Consider the following 16,801-nt stretch of genomic DNA (forward strand, 5'->3'; position numbering starts at 1 on the left):
CAGGTATTTGGAGGTCGTTTACGATGGAAAAGTTCAAGGTGGGAATTATTGGCGGGACCGGTATGGTAGGTCAGCGCTTCGTCACTTTGATGGAAAATCACCCCTGGTTCCAGCTTACCGTTATCGCTGCGAGTGCTCGCTCCGCTGGCCAGACATATGAGCAGGCGGTATCCCGTCGCTGGGCTATGACCAAGCCCATTCCGGAAGAGGCTAAGTCCATCGTGGTGATGGACGCCCAGGCCGATGTGGAGAAGATCGCCGGGATGGTTGACTTTGTCTTCTGCGCAGTGGATATGAAGAAGGAAGAAATTCGGGCTTTGGAGGAGCAGTACGCCAAGGCGGAGTGCCCCGTCGTGTCCAACAATTCCGCCCATCGCTGGACCGAGGATGTTCCAATGGTCGTGCCTGAAATGAACCCGGAGCACCTAGAGGTGATTCCCTCCCAGCGCAAGCGTCTGGGCACCAAGCGGGGCTTTATCGCAGTGAAATCCAACTGCTCCATCCAGGGCTATGCCCCCGCTTTACACCCCCTGATGAAATATGGAGTGGAGAAGGTCCTTGTTTGTACCTATCAGGCAATTTCCGGAGCTGGTAAAACCTTTGAGCGCTGGCCGGAGATGGTAGACAACCTGATCCCCTATATTGGTGGGGAGGAAGAAAAGAGCGAGCAGGAGCCTTTGAAGATCTGGGGCCGGGTAGAGAACGGAGTGATCGTCAAAGCGGAGGGGCCTTCCATTACCGCCCAGTGTCTGCGTGTGCCGGTATCGGATGGTCACACTGCCGCCACCTTTGTTTCCTTCCGCAATAAGCCCTCTATGGAGGAGATCAAGGAGTGTTGGGCTCAGTTCCAGGGCCGTCCTCAGCAGCTGAAACTCCCCTCCGCGCCCAAGCAGTTCTTGCATTATTTTGAGGAGCCGGACCGTCCGCAGGCCAAGCTGGACCGTGATTTGGAGGGTGGTATGGCCATCTCTTTGGGCCGCCTGCGTCCTGATACCCAGTATGATTACAAGTTTATCGGTCTGGCCCACAATACCCTGCGTGGCGCAGCGGGAGGTGCGGTGTTGCTGGCTGAATTGCTGTGTGCTGAGGGCTATATCGACCACAAATAATCCTGTCGAGTCTCCCTTAGAAAGGATGTCTCGATGATTATGCGAACCCCTGTGTTCACTGGAGTCTGCACGGCTCTGGCCACCCCCTTTGACTCCCATGGATCCATCAATTTTGAGGCATTTGGACGGTTAATTGACGCCCAAATTGCTGCCGGTGTCGATGCGGTATGTGTCTGCGGCACTACTGGCGAATCGGCGACCATGTCAATCCGAGAGCATATTGCCGCGGTAGAGTTTTGTGTCAAACGTGTGGATCATCGGGTAAAAGTGATTGCCGGAGCCGGCAGCAACGATACCTCAGCGGCTGCCTATCTCTCTCAGCACGCCCAGGACTCCGGTGCGGACGCACTACTCCATGTTACACCTTACTACAATAAGGCCAGTCAGGCCGGACTCCTCCGTCACTTTGAATACATTGCAGAACGAACGGAGCTTCCCATTATTCTATATAATGTCCCTGGCAGAACTGGAGTTTCTTTTGCTGCGGAAACCTATCAGGCTCTTGCAAAGATTCCCACCATTAACGGCGTGAAAGAGGCAAGTGGCAATTTCTCTCTGGTGGCCCATACCCGGTTCCTCTGCCCCGATGATTTTTCTATATGGTCCGGAAACGACGATCAGGTCGTTCCCATGATGGCATTGGGAGCAAAGGGCGTAATTTCAGTGGTATCTAATATTGCCCCAGAGGTTATGGTGAAAATGAGTCGTCTTTGTTTGGACGGCCGCTACGACGCAGCCTCTAAACTCCAGATTGAGTATATGGAGCTAATGGATGCGCTGTTTAGTGAAGTAAATCCGATTCCAGTGAAAGCGGCAATGAATCTTTTGGGAATGGAAGCCGGCCCGTTGCGGTTACCTCTGTGTGAATTATCGGAAGGAAATACTGCTGTGCTGCGCCGCGCAATGGTGCGCGTGGGATTATTGGAATAAAAAGGAGAGATCACCATGCCAAAGATAATCATTTCTGGTTGTAATGGGCACATGGGACGTGTTGTTGCCGCTCTGTGTGAAGCAGATCCCCAGGTAGAAGTTGTCGCTGGTTTTGATGTTATAGGGACCACTGACCGGGCGTTCCCTGTCTACTCCTCCCCTGCCCAGTTTTCCGGCCAGGCGGATGCGGTCATTGATTTTTCCTCTCCTGCCGCTCTGGATGGGCTGCTGTCCTTTGGAACGGCCACAAAGACCCCGTTGGTTTTGGCTACTACAGGATATTCCCCTGATCAGCTCAAACAGATTGAAGTAGCGGCTCAAACAGTGCCTATTTTCCGTTCTGGCAATATGTCTTTGGGTATCAATGTCCTGTTGGAATTGGTGAAGAAGGCGGCCGCTGTTCTGGGAAATAGCTGTGATATTGAGATCGTAGAGCGTCACCACAGCCGAAAGGTAGATGCTCCCTCTGGCACCGCACTGATGATTGCTGACGCTGCGGCCCAGGGCTGTGGCCATGAAACGGAGTTCGTCTTCGAACGTCATAGTGTCCGCCATCCCCGCGAAAAAAAGGAAATTGGAATCTCTTCTGTCCGGGGAGGAACGATTGTAGGCGAGCACGAGATCATCTTTGCCGGGCATGATGAGGTTATGGAAATTAAGCACAGCGCAATGTCGCGGGAGATTTTTGCCCAAGGTGCCGTCGCAGCAGCCAAATTTATGGCAGAGATTCAGATACCCGGACTATATGACATGAGTCATCTGGTAAAGCAAGTTATGTAACCTTACAGTCAATGAGGGCGGTGCTCCATCTGAGCACCGCCCTCATTGACTTTGATCTCTATTCAGACTCCTCCCTGCTCCCCACCTGTTGAAAAGAAAACCGGGTCAGCAAGCTTCCCAATGCCAAGAGGATCGTTCCGTGGATAAGAGCTGCGGCCCAGATTGGAATTGCCTCCCATAAGGAAAAACCATAAGCCACCTGGTTTTCCCCCACCGACACGGCATCACTACCGAGGTATATCCCCCAAAGGGCTCCTACAACATACACCGCAATCCCCAGATTACGGCAACATGTGGCCAGCCCCCCAAAAGCTCTGGCTGGGCGTTTTGCCCCCCTGCCATAGATCAGTTCCTCCACAGGAACCTGAAGACAGTCCGCCAGTTGAACCAACATTTGGATATCGGGCTGAGAGCGCATGCTTTCATAGTTAGATATAGTTTGCCGAGTCACATGGAGCCGATCAGCCAGCTCCTCCTGAGTAAGGCCTGCTTGTTTCCGGGCAGCCGCAATGTGACGGCCTATCACACTACTACTCTTTCGTTCCATCCTCTCTCACCTCATTGACATTGTATCATTTTGCCACATTTGCCAGCAAGCAAAGATTCTTTGCCCCATAATGGGATACCTTCCTTTTTGTCCCTGTGCATGCTATAATCAATTAAATATTTTTTCGATATCCACTGAGCAAAGGAGTTTTATCATGCCTGATCCATTGATTCGTACTCGTCTGCTGATCGGCGATACCCCCCTCGCTCGCCTTACCGCCGCCCGAGTTGCCGTTTTCGGCGTGGGTGGAGTGGGCGGATTTTGTGTAGAGGCACTGGCGCGGGCAGGAATTGGTACTCTGCACCTGTATGATGATGATACCATTTCGGAAAGCAATCTCAACCGGCAGATCGTGGCCCTCCACTCTACCATTGGCCTTCGGAAGGCGGAAGTGATGGCGGACCGAGTGCGGGATATCAATCCGCAGTGTCAGGTGAAGGCGATTCCCATGTTTTATTTACCTCAAAACGCGGACCAAGTGGATTTGACTCAGTATGACTATGTCATCGACTGTATCGACACAGTGGCCGCAAAGCTGGAATTGGTGTCAAGGTGTCAAGCCTTACAAGTGAAGATTATCAGCGCAATGGGTTCCGGGAACAAGCTGGACCCTACCGCCTTCACCGTGACAGACATCAGCAAAACCCAAGGGTGTCCGCTGGCCAGAGTGATGCGAAAAGAGCTGCGCAAGCGGGACATCCAGCATTTGAAGGTGGTTTATTCCACCGAGCTCCCCCGCTCCCCCCTGCATACCATGGAAGCTGAACCGCCTGTGGGATCGGACACAAGACCGGGCAGCACCGCCCGCAGGGACACCCCGGGTTCAATCTCTTTTGTGCCTGGGGCGGCCGGTCTGGTCGTGGCCAGCGCTGTGATACGGGAGTTAGGACAATTTTGAGCAGATAAAAGCCCCTGGCCTAAAGGGCCAGGGGCTTTTGCTTGTTACATATGAGCCCGGTGATAGACCTTCTTGCCCTTTTTGAGCATCAGGCCATCTCCAGAGAGATCTGCCTGGGTATAGCTGACGGTGGGAGCGGCCACCTTTTCACCATTGACCTCTACGCCGCCCTGTTCCACCAGACGGCGTGCCTCCTTTTTGGAGGGGGCCAGCTTGCACTTTACCATCAGGTCCAAAACTCCGATAGCGCCTTCCGTCAGATCTGCCTCAGTCAGCGTGGTGGCGGGCACATTGCTCATGTCCCCTCCGCCCACAAAAAGGGCTTTGGCAGCTTCCTGGGCCTTTTCCGCCTCCTCTTTTCCGTGGACCAGAGCGGTAAGCTCATAGGCCAGGATCTCCTTGGCCTGGTTCAGCTGGCTGCCTTCCCACTTGTCCATCTCATCAATCTGTTCCAGAGGCAGGAAGGTGAGCATACGCAGGCACTTGAGGACATCCCCGTCTCCTACGTTCCGCCAATACTGATAGAACTCGTAAGGAGAGGTTTTGTTGGGATCCAGCCACACAGCTCCCTTGGCAGTTTTGCCCATCTTTTTGCCCTCGGAGTTGAGCAGGAGGGTGATGGTCATGGCGTGGGCGTCCTTGCCCAGCTTCCGACGGATGAGTTCCGTGCCGCCCAGCATGTTGGACCACTGATCATCGCCGCCGAACTGCATGTTGCAGCCGTAGTGCTGGAACAGGTAGTAGAAGTCGTAGGACTGCATGATCATATAGTTAAATTCGAGGAAGGAGAGTCCCTTTTCCATACGCTGCTTATAGCACTCTGCCCGCAGCATGTTATTGACGGAGAAGCAGGCACCCACCTCACGCAGCACTTCCACATAGTTGAGCTTGAGCAGCCAGTCGGCATTGTTGATCATGCGCGCTTTGCCTTCCCCAAACTCAATGAAGCGCTCCATCTGCTTTTTGAAGCAATCACAGTTGTGCTGGATGGTCTCTACCGTCATCATGGACCGCATGTCCGTGCGGCCAGAGGGGTCGCCGATCATGCCGGTTCCCCCGCCGATCAGGGCGATGGGCTTATTTCCTGCCATCTGGAGGCGCTTCATCAGGCACAGCGCCATAAAATGACCGACGTGAAGAGAATCTGCTGTGGGGTCAAAGCCAATATAGAATACGGCCTTCCCCTCATTGATCATCTTGGAGATTTCCTCCTCGTTGGTCACCTGAGCGATTAGCCCCCGAGCTTTGAGTTCTTCATAACATGTCATCGATCTTACTCCTTTTCTTTATCAATGGCTCTTAGAGGCAGGTGTCCTGTCCCCGCGTGCCTTTTGCACATTGTAAAAAATAACGCCGCACACCACAATTACTGCACCGATGATTGCATAAGTCCCAACCTGTTCTTTGTAAAAGATCGCTACCAAAATGGGATTGAGAATGGGCTCAATGCCCGAAATCAGGCTGGCGGTCACTGGAGGGGTGGTGTTTAGTCCGATGCACAGGAAGACGTAGGCCAATCCCACCTGGAACGCACCCATGATCACCAGGCTGGTGAGTGCGGTTGGGGTAAATACCTGTTCCTGCAGCAGAAATGGAAGCCCAGTGAGGGCCGATATCAAATCGCCCCAGAATACGGAAGAAATAGCGTCACTGTTCGGCATATCCCGCAATAGAAACACACCGGCGTAGGTAACTCCTGAGAGCAGGGCTATCAGATTGCCAGCTCCGCCCCCCATTTCTAAGCTGTCCAGAAAGAAAAATACAATTCCCCCAAAGACAACGACACAGGCCCCTATGTCCAGCCGTTCGGGCTTCCGGCCAAAGAACAGAAAGGAAAAGAGCATAACAAAAATGGGAACGGTAAACTGCAATACGATGGCGTTGGCTGCGGTGGTCATTTTGTTTGCCACGGAAAACAGAGAATTGGTCACCGACACACACAATGCTCCGAAGAAAATCCATCGATTAAAGCGCAGGGGGTGCTTGGCCCAGAGCAAATAGGCTCCGATGACCAGCAGTGCGATGGCTGTGCGTGCTCCGTTAATGGACATCCCATTCCAAGGGATCAGCTTGATACAAAGTCCGCCAATGCTGTATAAACCAGCGGAAAGAGCCACAAAGATAACGCCCCTGGTTTCTTTTGTCATGGTCACCCACCTCACAACACAAAACCCTCTGTCCGATTCAATCGGACAGAGGGCATAAAAATGCGGTACCACCTCTGGTTTGCCTCTTTTTCGCAAAAGGGGCCTCATGGAGTACATGACTCCTGCACGGTAACGGATGCATCCGGCCTGTCCCCTACTGCGTCATAGGACGGTTCGGGCGGCTGCTCCAAGGGGTATTCACAAAGACTTCCTCTCCCCCGTCACACCTATCCGGAGGCTCTCTGAGCAGGAATCTTCTTTGCTACTGGTCCTTTTCCTCACAGTACGCCAAATGTAACACAGTTTCTCCAGTTTGTCAACTCCCAGACGGAGCAAGATGTTTTTTCCCTTGCTGGATGATCTGTTCCATCTGCTGAGCGCAATCCCGGAGAAATTGACGCCGCACGGCCCAGCCCACTCGAGAACGAATCAAGCTGGCCTGAAAAACCTTGGCATCGCTGTCGTGGCCGGAAAATAGTGCCCTGTCAACCTGAGAAATCAGTGCTCCGATCGCTTCTGCCAGAGCTGGGTCCTCCTGGGCACAGGTTTGTAGGCGAGTTAAAAATTCTCGTGGCGTTTCTCTGGGCTGTTTTTTCCAGGGGCCTATTCTGCATCGGTGGACCAACAAGAAATACAACCCGGCAGGCCGTTCCCGGTTTTGCCAGAGATATTTGCGCACCTGCATTCGGCGCACCCAGGCTTCACCCAGCCGTTTCAGAGCGGCCCACAAGGAGAGCCGGTTTCTTTGACGTGTTGATATCTTCGCGCTGCGGCTTTGTTTAGGCAGCTTCCATTTCCGGAGCTGACAAATCCCCCAAATCAAGGCGCCCAGGGTAAGCAGGACAAGGAACGCGACCAAAATAATTAAAATGAGAGGGTTTGTTTCCCCTACCTCTTCCACTGCCTCGGGAATCTGTATCGTCGGCTCCATAGCCAGCTCCCCCATCTCTTGTTCAGGGAACAGAGAATTGAGAAACAACATGATTTGCCACAGCAGATGAAGCAGCCATTTTACGGCGGAAACCAGACAGTTCCAGACCGTGACAATGCCTTGGCCAGCCGGGGCCGCAGCAAATCCGACCAGGAGAAAGACAACCAGAGAGATCAGAAGAAAGGCAACGGCGATCATTCCCCACTCACGGATTTCCAGTGAGCGGTCCATTCGGTTTGCAACCATTGCCAGTACGCTGGCGGCAAAGCCCATGGCTATAGGCAGGCTCAAAAGATAGCTTCGGTCGGTGGCTGACAGAAACCCAACACAAATTACCAGTAACAGGGCACTGGCATCCAGAGTTAAAATGAGATTTTGCAAAGTAGGAGCCTTAAGCGCCATCTGAGCACCGCGCACGGTAAGCCACACACAAAATGCTCCGGCAAAAATAAGTTCCTCTGGATGTTCCAGGCCCATCTGCCAAATGATGGAGCCGGTTATCCCAGCCCACAGCAGCACGTTCAAGAGGGTGACATCCAGCATAGTTCTCTCTCGGCGCAGAAAGAGACGGTTGATGCCATATAAAGCGGGAGCATAAATTAGGAGAATAAAGGGATAGTATCCATGCATAGTGCTGTTGTTCAGCGCAACCAGTTCTGTGAGGGTAAACAGACAGCAGGCCAGAGCGAATTGAGTGGCAGAGGCAGAAAAGGTGTGACGGTTATCCATGTCCCTTTTCCTCCTTTAGGTGGCGCAGGCACACCACTTCAAATTCGCCGTAAGGTTCCCCATTTTGATAGGTCAATACCGATGTAACACTGTCTCCTAAACGGTTTAGCAGAGAACTTCGACTTAGAGCTGCCCGGTCATAGGCCAGATAATAAAACCGTCCCACCCGCTGTGCCTGCTCCAGGATAGGACCTTCGTCAAATACCGTGGGCTGCAGCTGAATTTTGCCGTCGTCGTCCCGCTTTGGTTCCAGTGGCTGATAAGAGGCCAGAGAACACAACAATTCCTCTGTATTTGTAGGAGAAAAATGGTTTTTCTCTGCCCCTCTGCTCCCTTTGCACATACTTAGCCCGCATGGCACCTGTACCTGCTCCAATTGGACCATCTCAGATGCCAATATACTCAGCGCGTCTTCCAGTTCCTCAAAATGAGGTTCCGGTCCGCTGAAGCTCTCTCCATCCAGCAGAAAATGAACCCCCTTGGGCAGGATGTCCTCATAGACATTGACCGTCATGGGCAGGCCACGAGCGATTAAACGCCAATTGATATGTTTGAGGGAATCAATGGTCATGTAGTCCCGGGTGGAGCGAATGACCGTGGGGTCCTCCATGACGCCTCGGTTTCCAGTATCCGCGTTCCACAGGCTGCGCAAAAATAGATCAGGAGATACCGGAATCAGCTTGGGATAGATATAGAACGTACGAACAGATTCCTGAGGCAGCCTACGCTCAATTTGTGTCAGACCAAACCCGTCCCCGGTTCGAAATCGCCAACCCTTCATGGAATAGACTCCCCGCCGGTTGGCGGTCCAGTCTAGAGTTAGGTTTCTGGTCTCATACCACAGTAAAAAGGACAGGCGATGTTCTCCAATCAATTGGGTGGAGGCCCTCTCCTCCTCCAGCACACTGCACTCCCAATCTTCGGGTTTCCTGGGATGCTCCGGCGTAAGGCACAGGTCATGGGCCAGGGGGAATACCAGCTCCAGCCATACAACGGGGAGAAATTTATGATTTTGTACCACCAATTCTACCGGTGTGTGTTCCCCGGGAAATAATCCCTTGCTGCCGCCTGAGGTGCGCAGCTGAATACCGCGTGCCGTGGAAAAAGCCCAAAGCCGGGCTCCTCCGGACATCACAGCCAAAAACATCAATATTCCGGCTAAGCTCTGCTGGCCAAAGAAGGCGGCCAGAACACACAAGAGAACACTGGCCAGCAACACAGGCCATGAGACCAGATAGCTGGAGCGCTGAGTGGCCAAGTTATTTTTCATGGGCTACGGACTCCACAGTGGGGGATGCCTGGGCCTGCTGCAAAATTTCCTCTAAAATGGCAGCGGTACTGGCTCCGGAAAATTTTGCTCCGCTGGCTAGCACCAACCGATGCTCCAAAACCGGATGGGCCAGTGCCTTTACATCGTCGGGGGTGACAAAGTCCCGCCCCTCCATGGCAGCCCATACCTTACAGGCCCGGTAGAGTCCGCGGGTAGCTCTGGGACTTGCTCCCATTTTGAGCTGGGCGTGGCTGCGGGTTAAATCAACCAGAGATACCATGTAGTCAGCTACGGCATCCGAGACATGGACCTGTTGGACTTCTTGCTGTGCCTGAATCAGTTCCTGTGCATTGGTGACAGCATGGACTTGGTCAAAGGGGATCGCATCCCCCAGTTGACGGAGCATCTGTCGTTCCTCCAGGGGTTGGGGATATCCCATGCTGAGCCGAATCAAAAAGCGGTCCATTTGGGCGGCCGGCAGGCGGAAGGTGCTCTCCGATTCCACGGGGTTTTGAGTTGCCAGCACCAAAAACGGCCTTGGGAGCGGAAATTGCTCTCCATCAATGGAGATCTGCCGCTCTTCCATTGCTTCAAGCAGAGCAGACTGGGTCCGTGGAATGGCACGGTTAATCTCATCTGCCAGCAGCAGGGTTTGTCATAACCGGCCCCTGACGAAGTTCAAAGTCGCCGGTCTTTTGGTTATAGATTTGCATCCCTATAATGTCGCTGGGCAATAGATCCGGGACAAACTGAATGCGGCCAAAGTCACAGCCCAGGGCAATGGAGATGGTCTTTACGAGGGTGGTTTTCCCCACACCAGGCAGATCATCGAGCAAAACATGACCATCGGCGAGGACTGCCATGATGAGAAGGCGGATTTTATCGCTTTTTCCAACGATAATCTTTTCTGTTTCCGTTTGAATGTCTGCGCTTAACTTTTGAAGATCCATGAGCAGCCCCTTTCCCTCTGATTGCTGTAAATCGAGCTGGAATAATAGGTGCGATAAATTAAATTATAATTTTTCTATTTATGAAAAGCAAGATGGGGTAGCCGGCAAGATTCCAAACATTTTCGAAACAATTTGGCGGCGCACCTGGATGAGGTGCACCGCCAATGCAAAAAAGCTGACAAGCTAATTAGCTTTACAAGTATTACAGACGAGCCACTCCGGACAGACGAGCCGCCTGTGCCACGGCTTGGGCCACTGCGCCTCCCACACGGGGGTCGAAGGCCCGGGGAATAATGTAATCCTCCGAAAGCTCATCCTCGGAGATAAGGCTGGCCAAAGCCTGTGCGGCAGCCATTTTCATTTCCTCATTGATGTCACTGGCCCGAACGTCAAAAGTTCCGCGGAATACACCGGGGAAGGCTAACACGTTGTTGATCTGGTTGGGGAAATCGCTACGGCCGGTAGCAACCACACGGGCACCGCCCGCCTTGGCTTCATCGGGGAAGATCTCCGGTGTGGGGTTGGCACAGGCAAAGACGATGGCATCCCGGTTCATGGTTTGTACCATCTCACGGGTCACTGTTCCGGGAGCAGATACTCCGATGAACACATCGGCGCCCACCAGCTGATCGGCCAGAGAGCCAGCCTTCTTCTCTTTGTTTGTGACCTTGGCCATTTCTTCCTTGATCCAGTTCAGACCTTCACGGCCCTCGTAGATGGCGCCCTTCCGGTCGCACATGGTAATATTCTGGAATCCGGCGGACAAAAGCAGCTTAACAATAGAGATGGCAGCAGCGCCGGCCCCGGAGGTTACTACTTTGACGTCCTCCTTTTTCTTACCAACTACCTTCAATGCGTTGGTTAATCCGGCCAAGGTGATAATGGCAGTACCATGCTGGTCGTCATGGAAAATGGGAATGTCGCACTTCTCCTTGAGCTTTCGCTCAATTTCAAAGCATCTGGGGGCAGCGATATCTTCCAGGTTAATTCCACCGAAGGAGCCAGAGATGTTATAGACGGTCTGGACGAACTCATCCACGTCTTTTGTCTTCACACACAAAGGAAAGGCGTCGACACCACCAAAGGTTTTAAACAGCACACACTTGCCTTCCATTACAGGCATTCCGGCCTCAGGTCCAATGTCACCCAGACCCAAAACTGCGGAGCCGTCGGTAATGACCGCGCACAAATTGTGGCGCCGGGTCAGATCATAGCTTTTGTTGATATCCTCTTGGATTGCCAGACAGGGCTGGGCCACTCCGGGTGTATAGGCCAGGGATAAACTCTCCTTATCGTTGGCCGGAACGGTGGCAACAACTTCAATTTTTCCCTTCCATTCCCCGTGAAGGCGAAGAGATTCTTTTGCGTAGTCCATAAATGATTTCCTCACTTTCCCATAAAGGTAGGTAACGTTTCACGGTCTCCTCATTATATAACAAGAGTACAAGAAAACGCAACGGCATATCGAGCTTTTTCACGTCCATAACTTTGGAAGACCATCAGTGCAGAAAGATAAACAAAATAGCGAACACCAATCCCAGTCCGGTCAATATTAGGCCAAAGGCAAAGGAATGCAGTACTCCCCGCTCTGCCTGGGGGTGGTCGGCATATACCCCAAAGTGAGGATCATCGACCACCTGTTCCAAGCTGGGCCGGGGTACATATTCCTCCCCCGTTAATAGCCAGATGAGCCGTCCCCTTCGATCTAGCAGCCACCGGTAGCCCTTCATGCAAACGGCTGGCAAGCCACGGAACAGCAGGCGAAATCCAATTCTGTCTACGAAAGCTGCGGTCACCAGAAGTACCTCTGCGGCAAAGAGAAGCAGGGGCCGGTATAAACCGTATTCCAAGTTGCACCATGCAGGGATTGGGTCCCAATACTGCCTCTCCCCTCCCTGCTTCATCAGCAGGCCCCGGACAACGGTGAGATAGAGGATCATTCCAATGAGAAGAGAGATGGCAGCCCCTTTTAAATTAATCATAGAAAAGTATGCGACGGGATGAGCTGGTGCCTCTCCATGGAAAAAGTCCCGGGCAAAGGATGCAATGCCGTCCATGATATCATTGGGCTGAATACCCAGGACGGGCATCGTAATAGCATAGATCAACAGTGTGACAGCGGAAGCAGATGCAATGTAATTGTGTTTCCGCCACTTGTCAGCGGTGGGAGGCGCTTCCACAAAGATACAAATAAATAGCTTCAGCATATAAGCCAGGGTTAGGCCACCCGAAAAGAGGAACAGCCATTCCAGCCCGGTGACCAGCCAGGACCACTGCCCAGCTACCGCAATGTACTCCACAATGCTCTCGTGGAGCAGCGTTTTGCTCACATAGCCGTTAAGGAGAGGCAGACCAGCCAGACTCAGCATGGGGATACCCATAATGACGGCAAGGAAAGGTTTTCCACGCCCGAACCCTTGAATTTTATTTAAATCGAAGGAATGGGTGGATAGATGGATCACGCCGGCGGCCGGAAAGAGCACCATTTTGATGAGTGAATGGTTGACGATATGCAAAATTGTTCCCGCCACAGCTAGCGCATTGTGGTGTCCCAGTAGACACTGCATGGATAAGCCAACCAAAATAAAACCAATCTGAGAAATCGATGAACAGGCCAAGGTGCGCTTTAAGTCGATGGAGCAAACAGCCAGCACGGCTCCTAACACCATGGTGATTGCGCCTAAAACGGCTAAAACAGTTCCGCATGTGCTGTCATGAAGAAAAAGGGTTGTGGAAAGAACTGCAACGCCGTAAATCCCTGTTTTGGTAATCACACCTGACAGAACAGCGGAGGCAGGGGCTGGTGCGGCCGGATGTGCGGTGGGCAGCCAAATATGAAGAGGAAAGGCTCCTGCTTTGGCGGCAAATCCTACGAGAGTCAATAGCCCGCCGGTCCAGAGAAGGGAGCGGTTGGGAGCCTGTGCGGCTGCCTGTGCCAGTTGGGAAAGCTGCAGCGTTCCCAACTGATAATATAGGAGAAATAGACCCGATAAGGTAACCAATCCGCCAATAACTGCCACCGCCAAGTAGGTATCCCCTGCCTTTAATGCAGCTGGCTCTTCCGTCTGGACAACGGCCACATAAGAGGTAAAGGACATAAGCTCAAAGAAAATAAAGGTAGTGTAGAGATCAGCGGACAGAAATACACCCATGGTGGCTCCCAATGTCACCAACCAAAACAGGTAGTATCGGTTGCGGTGCTTGACATGGGCAAAGTACTCCTGAGATAAAATGGTAGCTGCCAGCCATCCGGAGGCGGTCAGGAAGGCCATCACAGAGTGAAAGCTGCCGGATGCAAACCCGATTCCAAGGCCGCAAAATCCTTCCCATCGGACAAAAGTTGCCTCTTCTGCCAGAATGGTGATGACCAAAAGCAGCTCCAGAATCACCACAGCCTGAACAAAAACGTCCCGACCACGTTTCCAGGCCCGACCAATCCAATAGCTGAATGGGGCACAAACCATGGGCAGAAAAACAAGAAGTTCTAGATTTTTTGACATGGCTCTCCCCTCTTTCTAACGGTGGTGTCTGGATTACAGCCCCAATATAAGGCTGCTGATGGAACCGGCTACGGAATTGGCGCTAAGTCCAAGCAGAACAGAAACAACCGATAACACGCCCAGCGGGAGTGTCATTCGGATACCTGGGTCCCGTCTGGCCCTTTTCGGAATTTTTACGGAAATTGCCCGATTCTGTCTGGGGAAGTAAGCGAGCATAATAATTTGGGTCAGGTATAGAGCGGTTAATATGGCAGATGCCGCTAATGCAGCTGTCCCTAAGTAACCAAGCGTACTTTTCAGGTCCACGCAGGCGGTGGCCAGCATCCACTTGCTGGAAAATCCGGCAAGCGGAGGAATGCCCATTAACCCGAAAGCTGCTGTGGAAAAACAGGCAAATACCGTAGGCATCAGCGCGCCGCAACCCTCAATATCCGGTACGAAATCCCGGTGCATCTTATAGTGGATCGCACCCACACCAAAAAAGAGCGTAATCTTAAGCACTGCGTGGAACACCATATGGGTAATACCTGCAATCAAACCTGCTTGTGTTAGTGTGGTAATACCAAGCAGAACGTAGGACAGGTTGCTGATCGTTGACCAAGCCAGGCGACGTTTGAGGTGCTGGGTTTGGAGTGCCTTTGCAGATCCAAACACAATGGTAAAAACGGCAGCCGCCATGACCATGTCTTGCGCCCAAGTCCCTCGAATCAGGTCTGGTCCAAATCCATACCAGGTCAGGCGCACAACCGCAAACACACCGGCCTTGACCACAGCCACGGCATGAAGCAGGGCTGTGACAGGGGTAGGGGCAACGGAAGCGCGCAGCAGCCATTTATGTCCCGGAAAAACAGCGGCTTTGACACCAAAACCGAAAAATCCCAGAACATAAGCCACTAACAAAATATCTGTGTTCATATCTCCCACAGAGACGGTTCCGCCAAACTGAAACATTTCGCCGCCATACTGAAGGAGAAACACCATGGCGATGAATCCCAAAGCTGCCCCGCTCATGGAGTAGATTAAATAAACCTTCCCTGCGTACCGGGCCTTGCCGTCCATTCCATGCATGACAAGGGGAAGCGTGACCAGGGTGAGCAGCTCGTAGAAAAAATACATGGTCAACACATTGGCAGAAAATGCGATTCCCAGGGTGACGCCAAAGGCGATCAAGTAAAAGGTGAAAAATCGATTCTCCCCTCCCTCTCGGCTCATATACTCTACCGCATACAGACAAGCCAGCGGCCAGAGCAAGGAAACCATACCGGCAAAGATTCCGGATAATCCATCCACCTGGAAGGCTACAGACAGATGGTCATTTAGCCGGATAAGCACCATGGGAGGGTGATGCAAGGCAGTCGATATGGAGCAGAGGGACAGCACCGCAGTTGTGCAAGCCACGCCAATGACATAGTCTTGTCTGGTTCGGCGATCCCTGGGGCGCCAAAGAGCCAGTAGGCACCCGCCTATCATGGGGCAAAAGATCGCGGCAAGCATGAGCATAGGATGCACCCCCTCTCATAAAATAAGTTCTTTATCTAGGGAAACAACGGATCAACGACTGCTTGGATGGCAGGTTCAATGATGCCAGGGAACATGCCCAATATGACTACTGCCGCCGTGAGCATGGTTAAGGTAATCCACATCAACCATGTGTCCTGCTGCTTGACAATATTGCTGCGGTCAAAATCGGCGCCCGGGAAAAAGGCGTTGGTTACAATGGGAAGCAGGTAACCGGCTGTAAGTAAGGCAGATACCATTAGAATCGCGATTCCCACATAGGTGAACGCGCCCTCATTTGCCTGTAAAGCTCCCTGGGCCAGTATCCATTTAGATAGGAAACCACCGGTGGGCGGGATTCCTACGAGAGACAGAGAGGCGAGGGTAAAACACCACATGGAAATGCCATAAGCGGTTCCTACTCCCCTCATTTGGGATACCTGAGTCAAGTGAGTTTTATAGATAATGGCACCTGTGGCCATAAAAAGAGCATTTTTGGCAATGGCATGAAAAATTGCCTGAAAGACAGCGCCCTCCAACGCACCCGGCGTAAAGAGCATCAGTCCAAAAATCACGTAAGAAACTTGGCTGACGGTTGAGTAGGCCAGACGCTTTTTCAACGTATCTTCCCGTAACGCCAAGGTGGAGCCCATCAAAATTGTGATGAGAGACAGTGTCAGTACAGCTTTCTGAGCCCAAGAGCCATCTAAAAACTCCCAACCATATAGGTAATAGGCCACCCGAATAAGAGCCAATACACCCATCTTTGTAATTAATCCGGAAAGCACCGCTGACGCAGGCGCAGGGGCCACTGGGTGAGCAATGGGAAGCCAGGCGTGGAGCGGAAACATGCCCGCTTTACAGCCAAAACCAATTGCCATAATGAGAAAAACAGCTAGCAGCAGTTCCTGGTTCTGTTGGGCCAAGGAGAGATCCAAGACTCCGCCCGGTGTGAATAGGTCTGTCACACAGTAATCTTGAAGGATAAATAATCCGAATAGCCCCAGCCCTGCCCCGGCTACGGAGAAGGCCAGATAGCGCCACGCCGCCTCAAAAGCCTTTCTGGTCCCAATATGTAGAACAAGTGGGAAGGAACACAAGGTCATCAGTTCATAGAACATGTATAAGGTTGCCAGGTTTCCCGCATAGCAGACCCCCATCAGGCCACCTAAGGTCATCAAATAGAATCCAAAAAAGCGCTCCCGGTGACCCTCGTGGTTCATATACTCATAAGCGAAAAAAGCCACAGCAAACCAGATGATACAAATTAGAGTGGAAAATAGCCTCCCCAAAGGATCACCTTGAAGGACAATCCTTACTCCAGCCAGCTCCAAAGCCACATAGGGAGTCGCATCATAAAATACGACGGGGAGGACAATCAGCATCTGCAGGATTAATATGGTGGATACCACGAGACGGCGTACGTGCAGCGTATGGATCTGCGTTGCCATCAGACCGCCTAAAATAGGAAACAAAATAGGAAGCACTAACCAGTTTCCGTACACCGACTCTC

General features: G+C 52.3%; 15 protein-coding genes and 1 other annotated feature. Of the genes, 4 read left to right on the forward strand and 11 right to left on the reverse strand.

The features are described 5' to 3' along the window. Window positions 1-23 precede the first annotated feature (23 nt). Genes asd through dapB form a run of 3 tightly spaced genes read left to right on the forward strand, consistent with a single transcriptional unit; the run spans window position 24 to window position 2,819 of the window. Window positions 24-1,109, forward strand: a complete 1,086-nt coding sequence (gene asd / locus B5E43_RS04400; protein ID WP_087394004.1) for an aspartate-semialdehyde dehydrogenase — start codon at window positions 24-26, stop codon at window positions 1,107-1,109. Between the two features lie 39 nt (window positions 1,110-1,148). After that, window positions 1,149-2,039 carry a 4-hydroxy-tetrahydrodipicolinate synthase gene (dapA, locus tag B5E43_RS04405; protein WP_087394207.1) on the forward strand — a complete coding sequence of 297 codons (891 nt, stop codon included), beginning with the start codon at window positions 1,149-1,151 and terminating at the stop codon, window positions 2,037-2,039. A 15-nt stretch (window positions 2,040-2,054) separates the two neighbouring features. Continuing rightward, window positions 2,055-2,819: a 4-hydroxy-tetrahydrodipicolinate reductase gene (gene dapB / locus B5E43_RS04410; protein ID WP_087394006.1), complete on the forward strand. Its 765-nt coding sequence runs from the start codon at window positions 2,055-2,057 to the stop codon at window positions 2,817-2,819. 58 nt (window positions 2,820-2,877) lie between these two features. Here dapB and B5E43_RS15625 read toward each other — a convergent pair whose 3' ends face one another. Beyond that, window positions 2,878-3,366 carry a helix-turn-helix transcriptional regulator gene (locus B5E43_RS15625; protein WP_087394008.1) on the reverse strand — a complete coding sequence of 163 codons (489 nt, stop codon included), beginning with the start codon at window positions 3,364-3,366 and terminating at the stop codon, window positions 2,878-2,880. A gap of 154 nt (window positions 3,367-3,520) precedes the next feature. On the opposite strand from B5E43_RS15625, the gene B5E43_RS04420 reads away from it, so the two are divergent. Then, window positions 3,521-4,264 (forward strand): tRNA threonylcarbamoyladenosine dehydratase, encoded by a 744-nt coding sequence (locus tag B5E43_RS04420; RefSeq protein ID WP_087394009.1) that lies wholly within the window; start codon window positions 3,521-3,523, stop codon window positions 4,262-4,264. 44 nt (window positions 4,265-4,308) lie between these two features. On the opposite strand, the gene tyrS is transcribed toward B5E43_RS04420, so the two are convergent. The 10 genes from tyrS to B5E43_RS04465 form a co-directional block, all read right to left on the reverse strand. Then, on the reverse strand, window positions 4,309-5,532 hold the full coding sequence (gene tyrS / locus B5E43_RS04425) for a tyrosine--tRNA ligase (RefSeq protein ID WP_087394010.1): 1,224 nt from the start codon (window positions 5,530-5,532) through the stop codon (window positions 4,309-4,311). A gap of 21 nt (window positions 5,533-5,553) precedes the next feature. After that, window positions 5,554-6,411 carry an EamA family transporter gene (locus B5E43_RS04430; protein WP_158098960.1) on the reverse strand — a complete coding sequence of 286 codons (858 nt, stop codon included), beginning with the start codon at window positions 6,409-6,411 and terminating at the stop codon, window positions 5,554-5,556. Window positions 6,412-6,456: 45 nt separating this feature from the next. Further along, window positions 6,457-6,699, reverse strand: a binding site (T-box leader). Between the two features lie 28 nt (window positions 6,700-6,727). Next, on the reverse strand, window positions 6,728-7,885 hold the full coding sequence (locus B5E43_RS04435; RefSeq protein WP_158098961.1) for a DUF4129 domain-containing protein: 1,158 nt from the start codon (window positions 7,883-7,885) through the stop codon (window positions 6,728-6,730). A 178-nt stretch (window positions 7,886-8,063) separates the two neighbouring features. Then, window positions 8,064-9,341 carry a DUF58 domain-containing protein gene (locus B5E43_RS04440; protein ID WP_087394015.1) on the reverse strand — a complete coding sequence of 426 codons (1,278 nt, stop codon included), beginning with the start codon at window positions 9,339-9,341 and terminating at the stop codon, window positions 8,064-8,066. Then, window positions 9,331-9,990, reverse strand: a complete 660-nt coding sequence (locus B5E43_RS15630; protein ID WP_343214267.1) for a MoxR family ATPase — start codon at window positions 9,988-9,990, stop codon at window positions 9,331-9,333. The genes B5E43_RS04440 and B5E43_RS15630 overlap by 11 nt, the downstream gene beginning before the upstream one ends. Next, window positions 9,974-10,291 carry an AAA family ATPase gene (locus B5E43_RS15315; RefSeq protein WP_206406924.1) on the reverse strand — a complete coding sequence of 106 codons (318 nt, stop codon included), beginning with the start codon at window positions 10,289-10,291 and terminating at the stop codon, window positions 9,974-9,976. The genes B5E43_RS15630 and B5E43_RS15315 overlap by 17 nt, the downstream gene beginning before the upstream one ends. 202 nt (window positions 10,292-10,493) lie before the next feature. Further along, window positions 10,494-11,666, reverse strand: a complete 1,173-nt coding sequence (locus tag B5E43_RS04450; protein ID WP_087394018.1) for a malic enzyme-like NAD(P)-binding protein — start codon at window positions 11,664-11,666, stop codon at window positions 10,494-10,496. Between the two features lie 124 nt (window positions 11,667-11,790). After that, window positions 11,791-13,791: a proton-conducting transporter membrane subunit gene (locus tag B5E43_RS04455; protein WP_087394019.1), complete on the reverse strand. Its 2,001-nt coding sequence runs from the start codon at window positions 13,789-13,791 to the stop codon at window positions 11,791-11,793. A 33-nt stretch (window positions 13,792-13,824) separates the two neighbouring features. Continuing rightward, window positions 13,825-15,291, reverse strand: coding sequence for a proton-conducting transporter membrane subunit (locus B5E43_RS04460; protein ID WP_087394021.1), 1,467 nt, complete (start codon window positions 15,289-15,291; stop codon window positions 13,825-13,827). A gap of 35 nt (window positions 15,292-15,326) precedes the next feature. Further along, the gene (locus B5E43_RS04465; protein ID WP_087394023.1) at window positions 15,327-16,793 is read right to left on the reverse strand and encodes a proton-conducting transporter membrane subunit; all 1,467 of its coding nucleotides are present in this window, start codon (window positions 16,791-16,793) and stop codon (window positions 15,327-15,329) included. Between the last annotated feature and the right edge of the window lie 8 nt (window positions 16,794-16,801).

The sequence above is a fragment of the Flavonifractor sp. An100 genome (assembly GCF_002161175.1).
GTDB lineage: Bacteria > Bacillota > Clostridia > Oscillospirales > Oscillospiraceae > Lawsonibacter.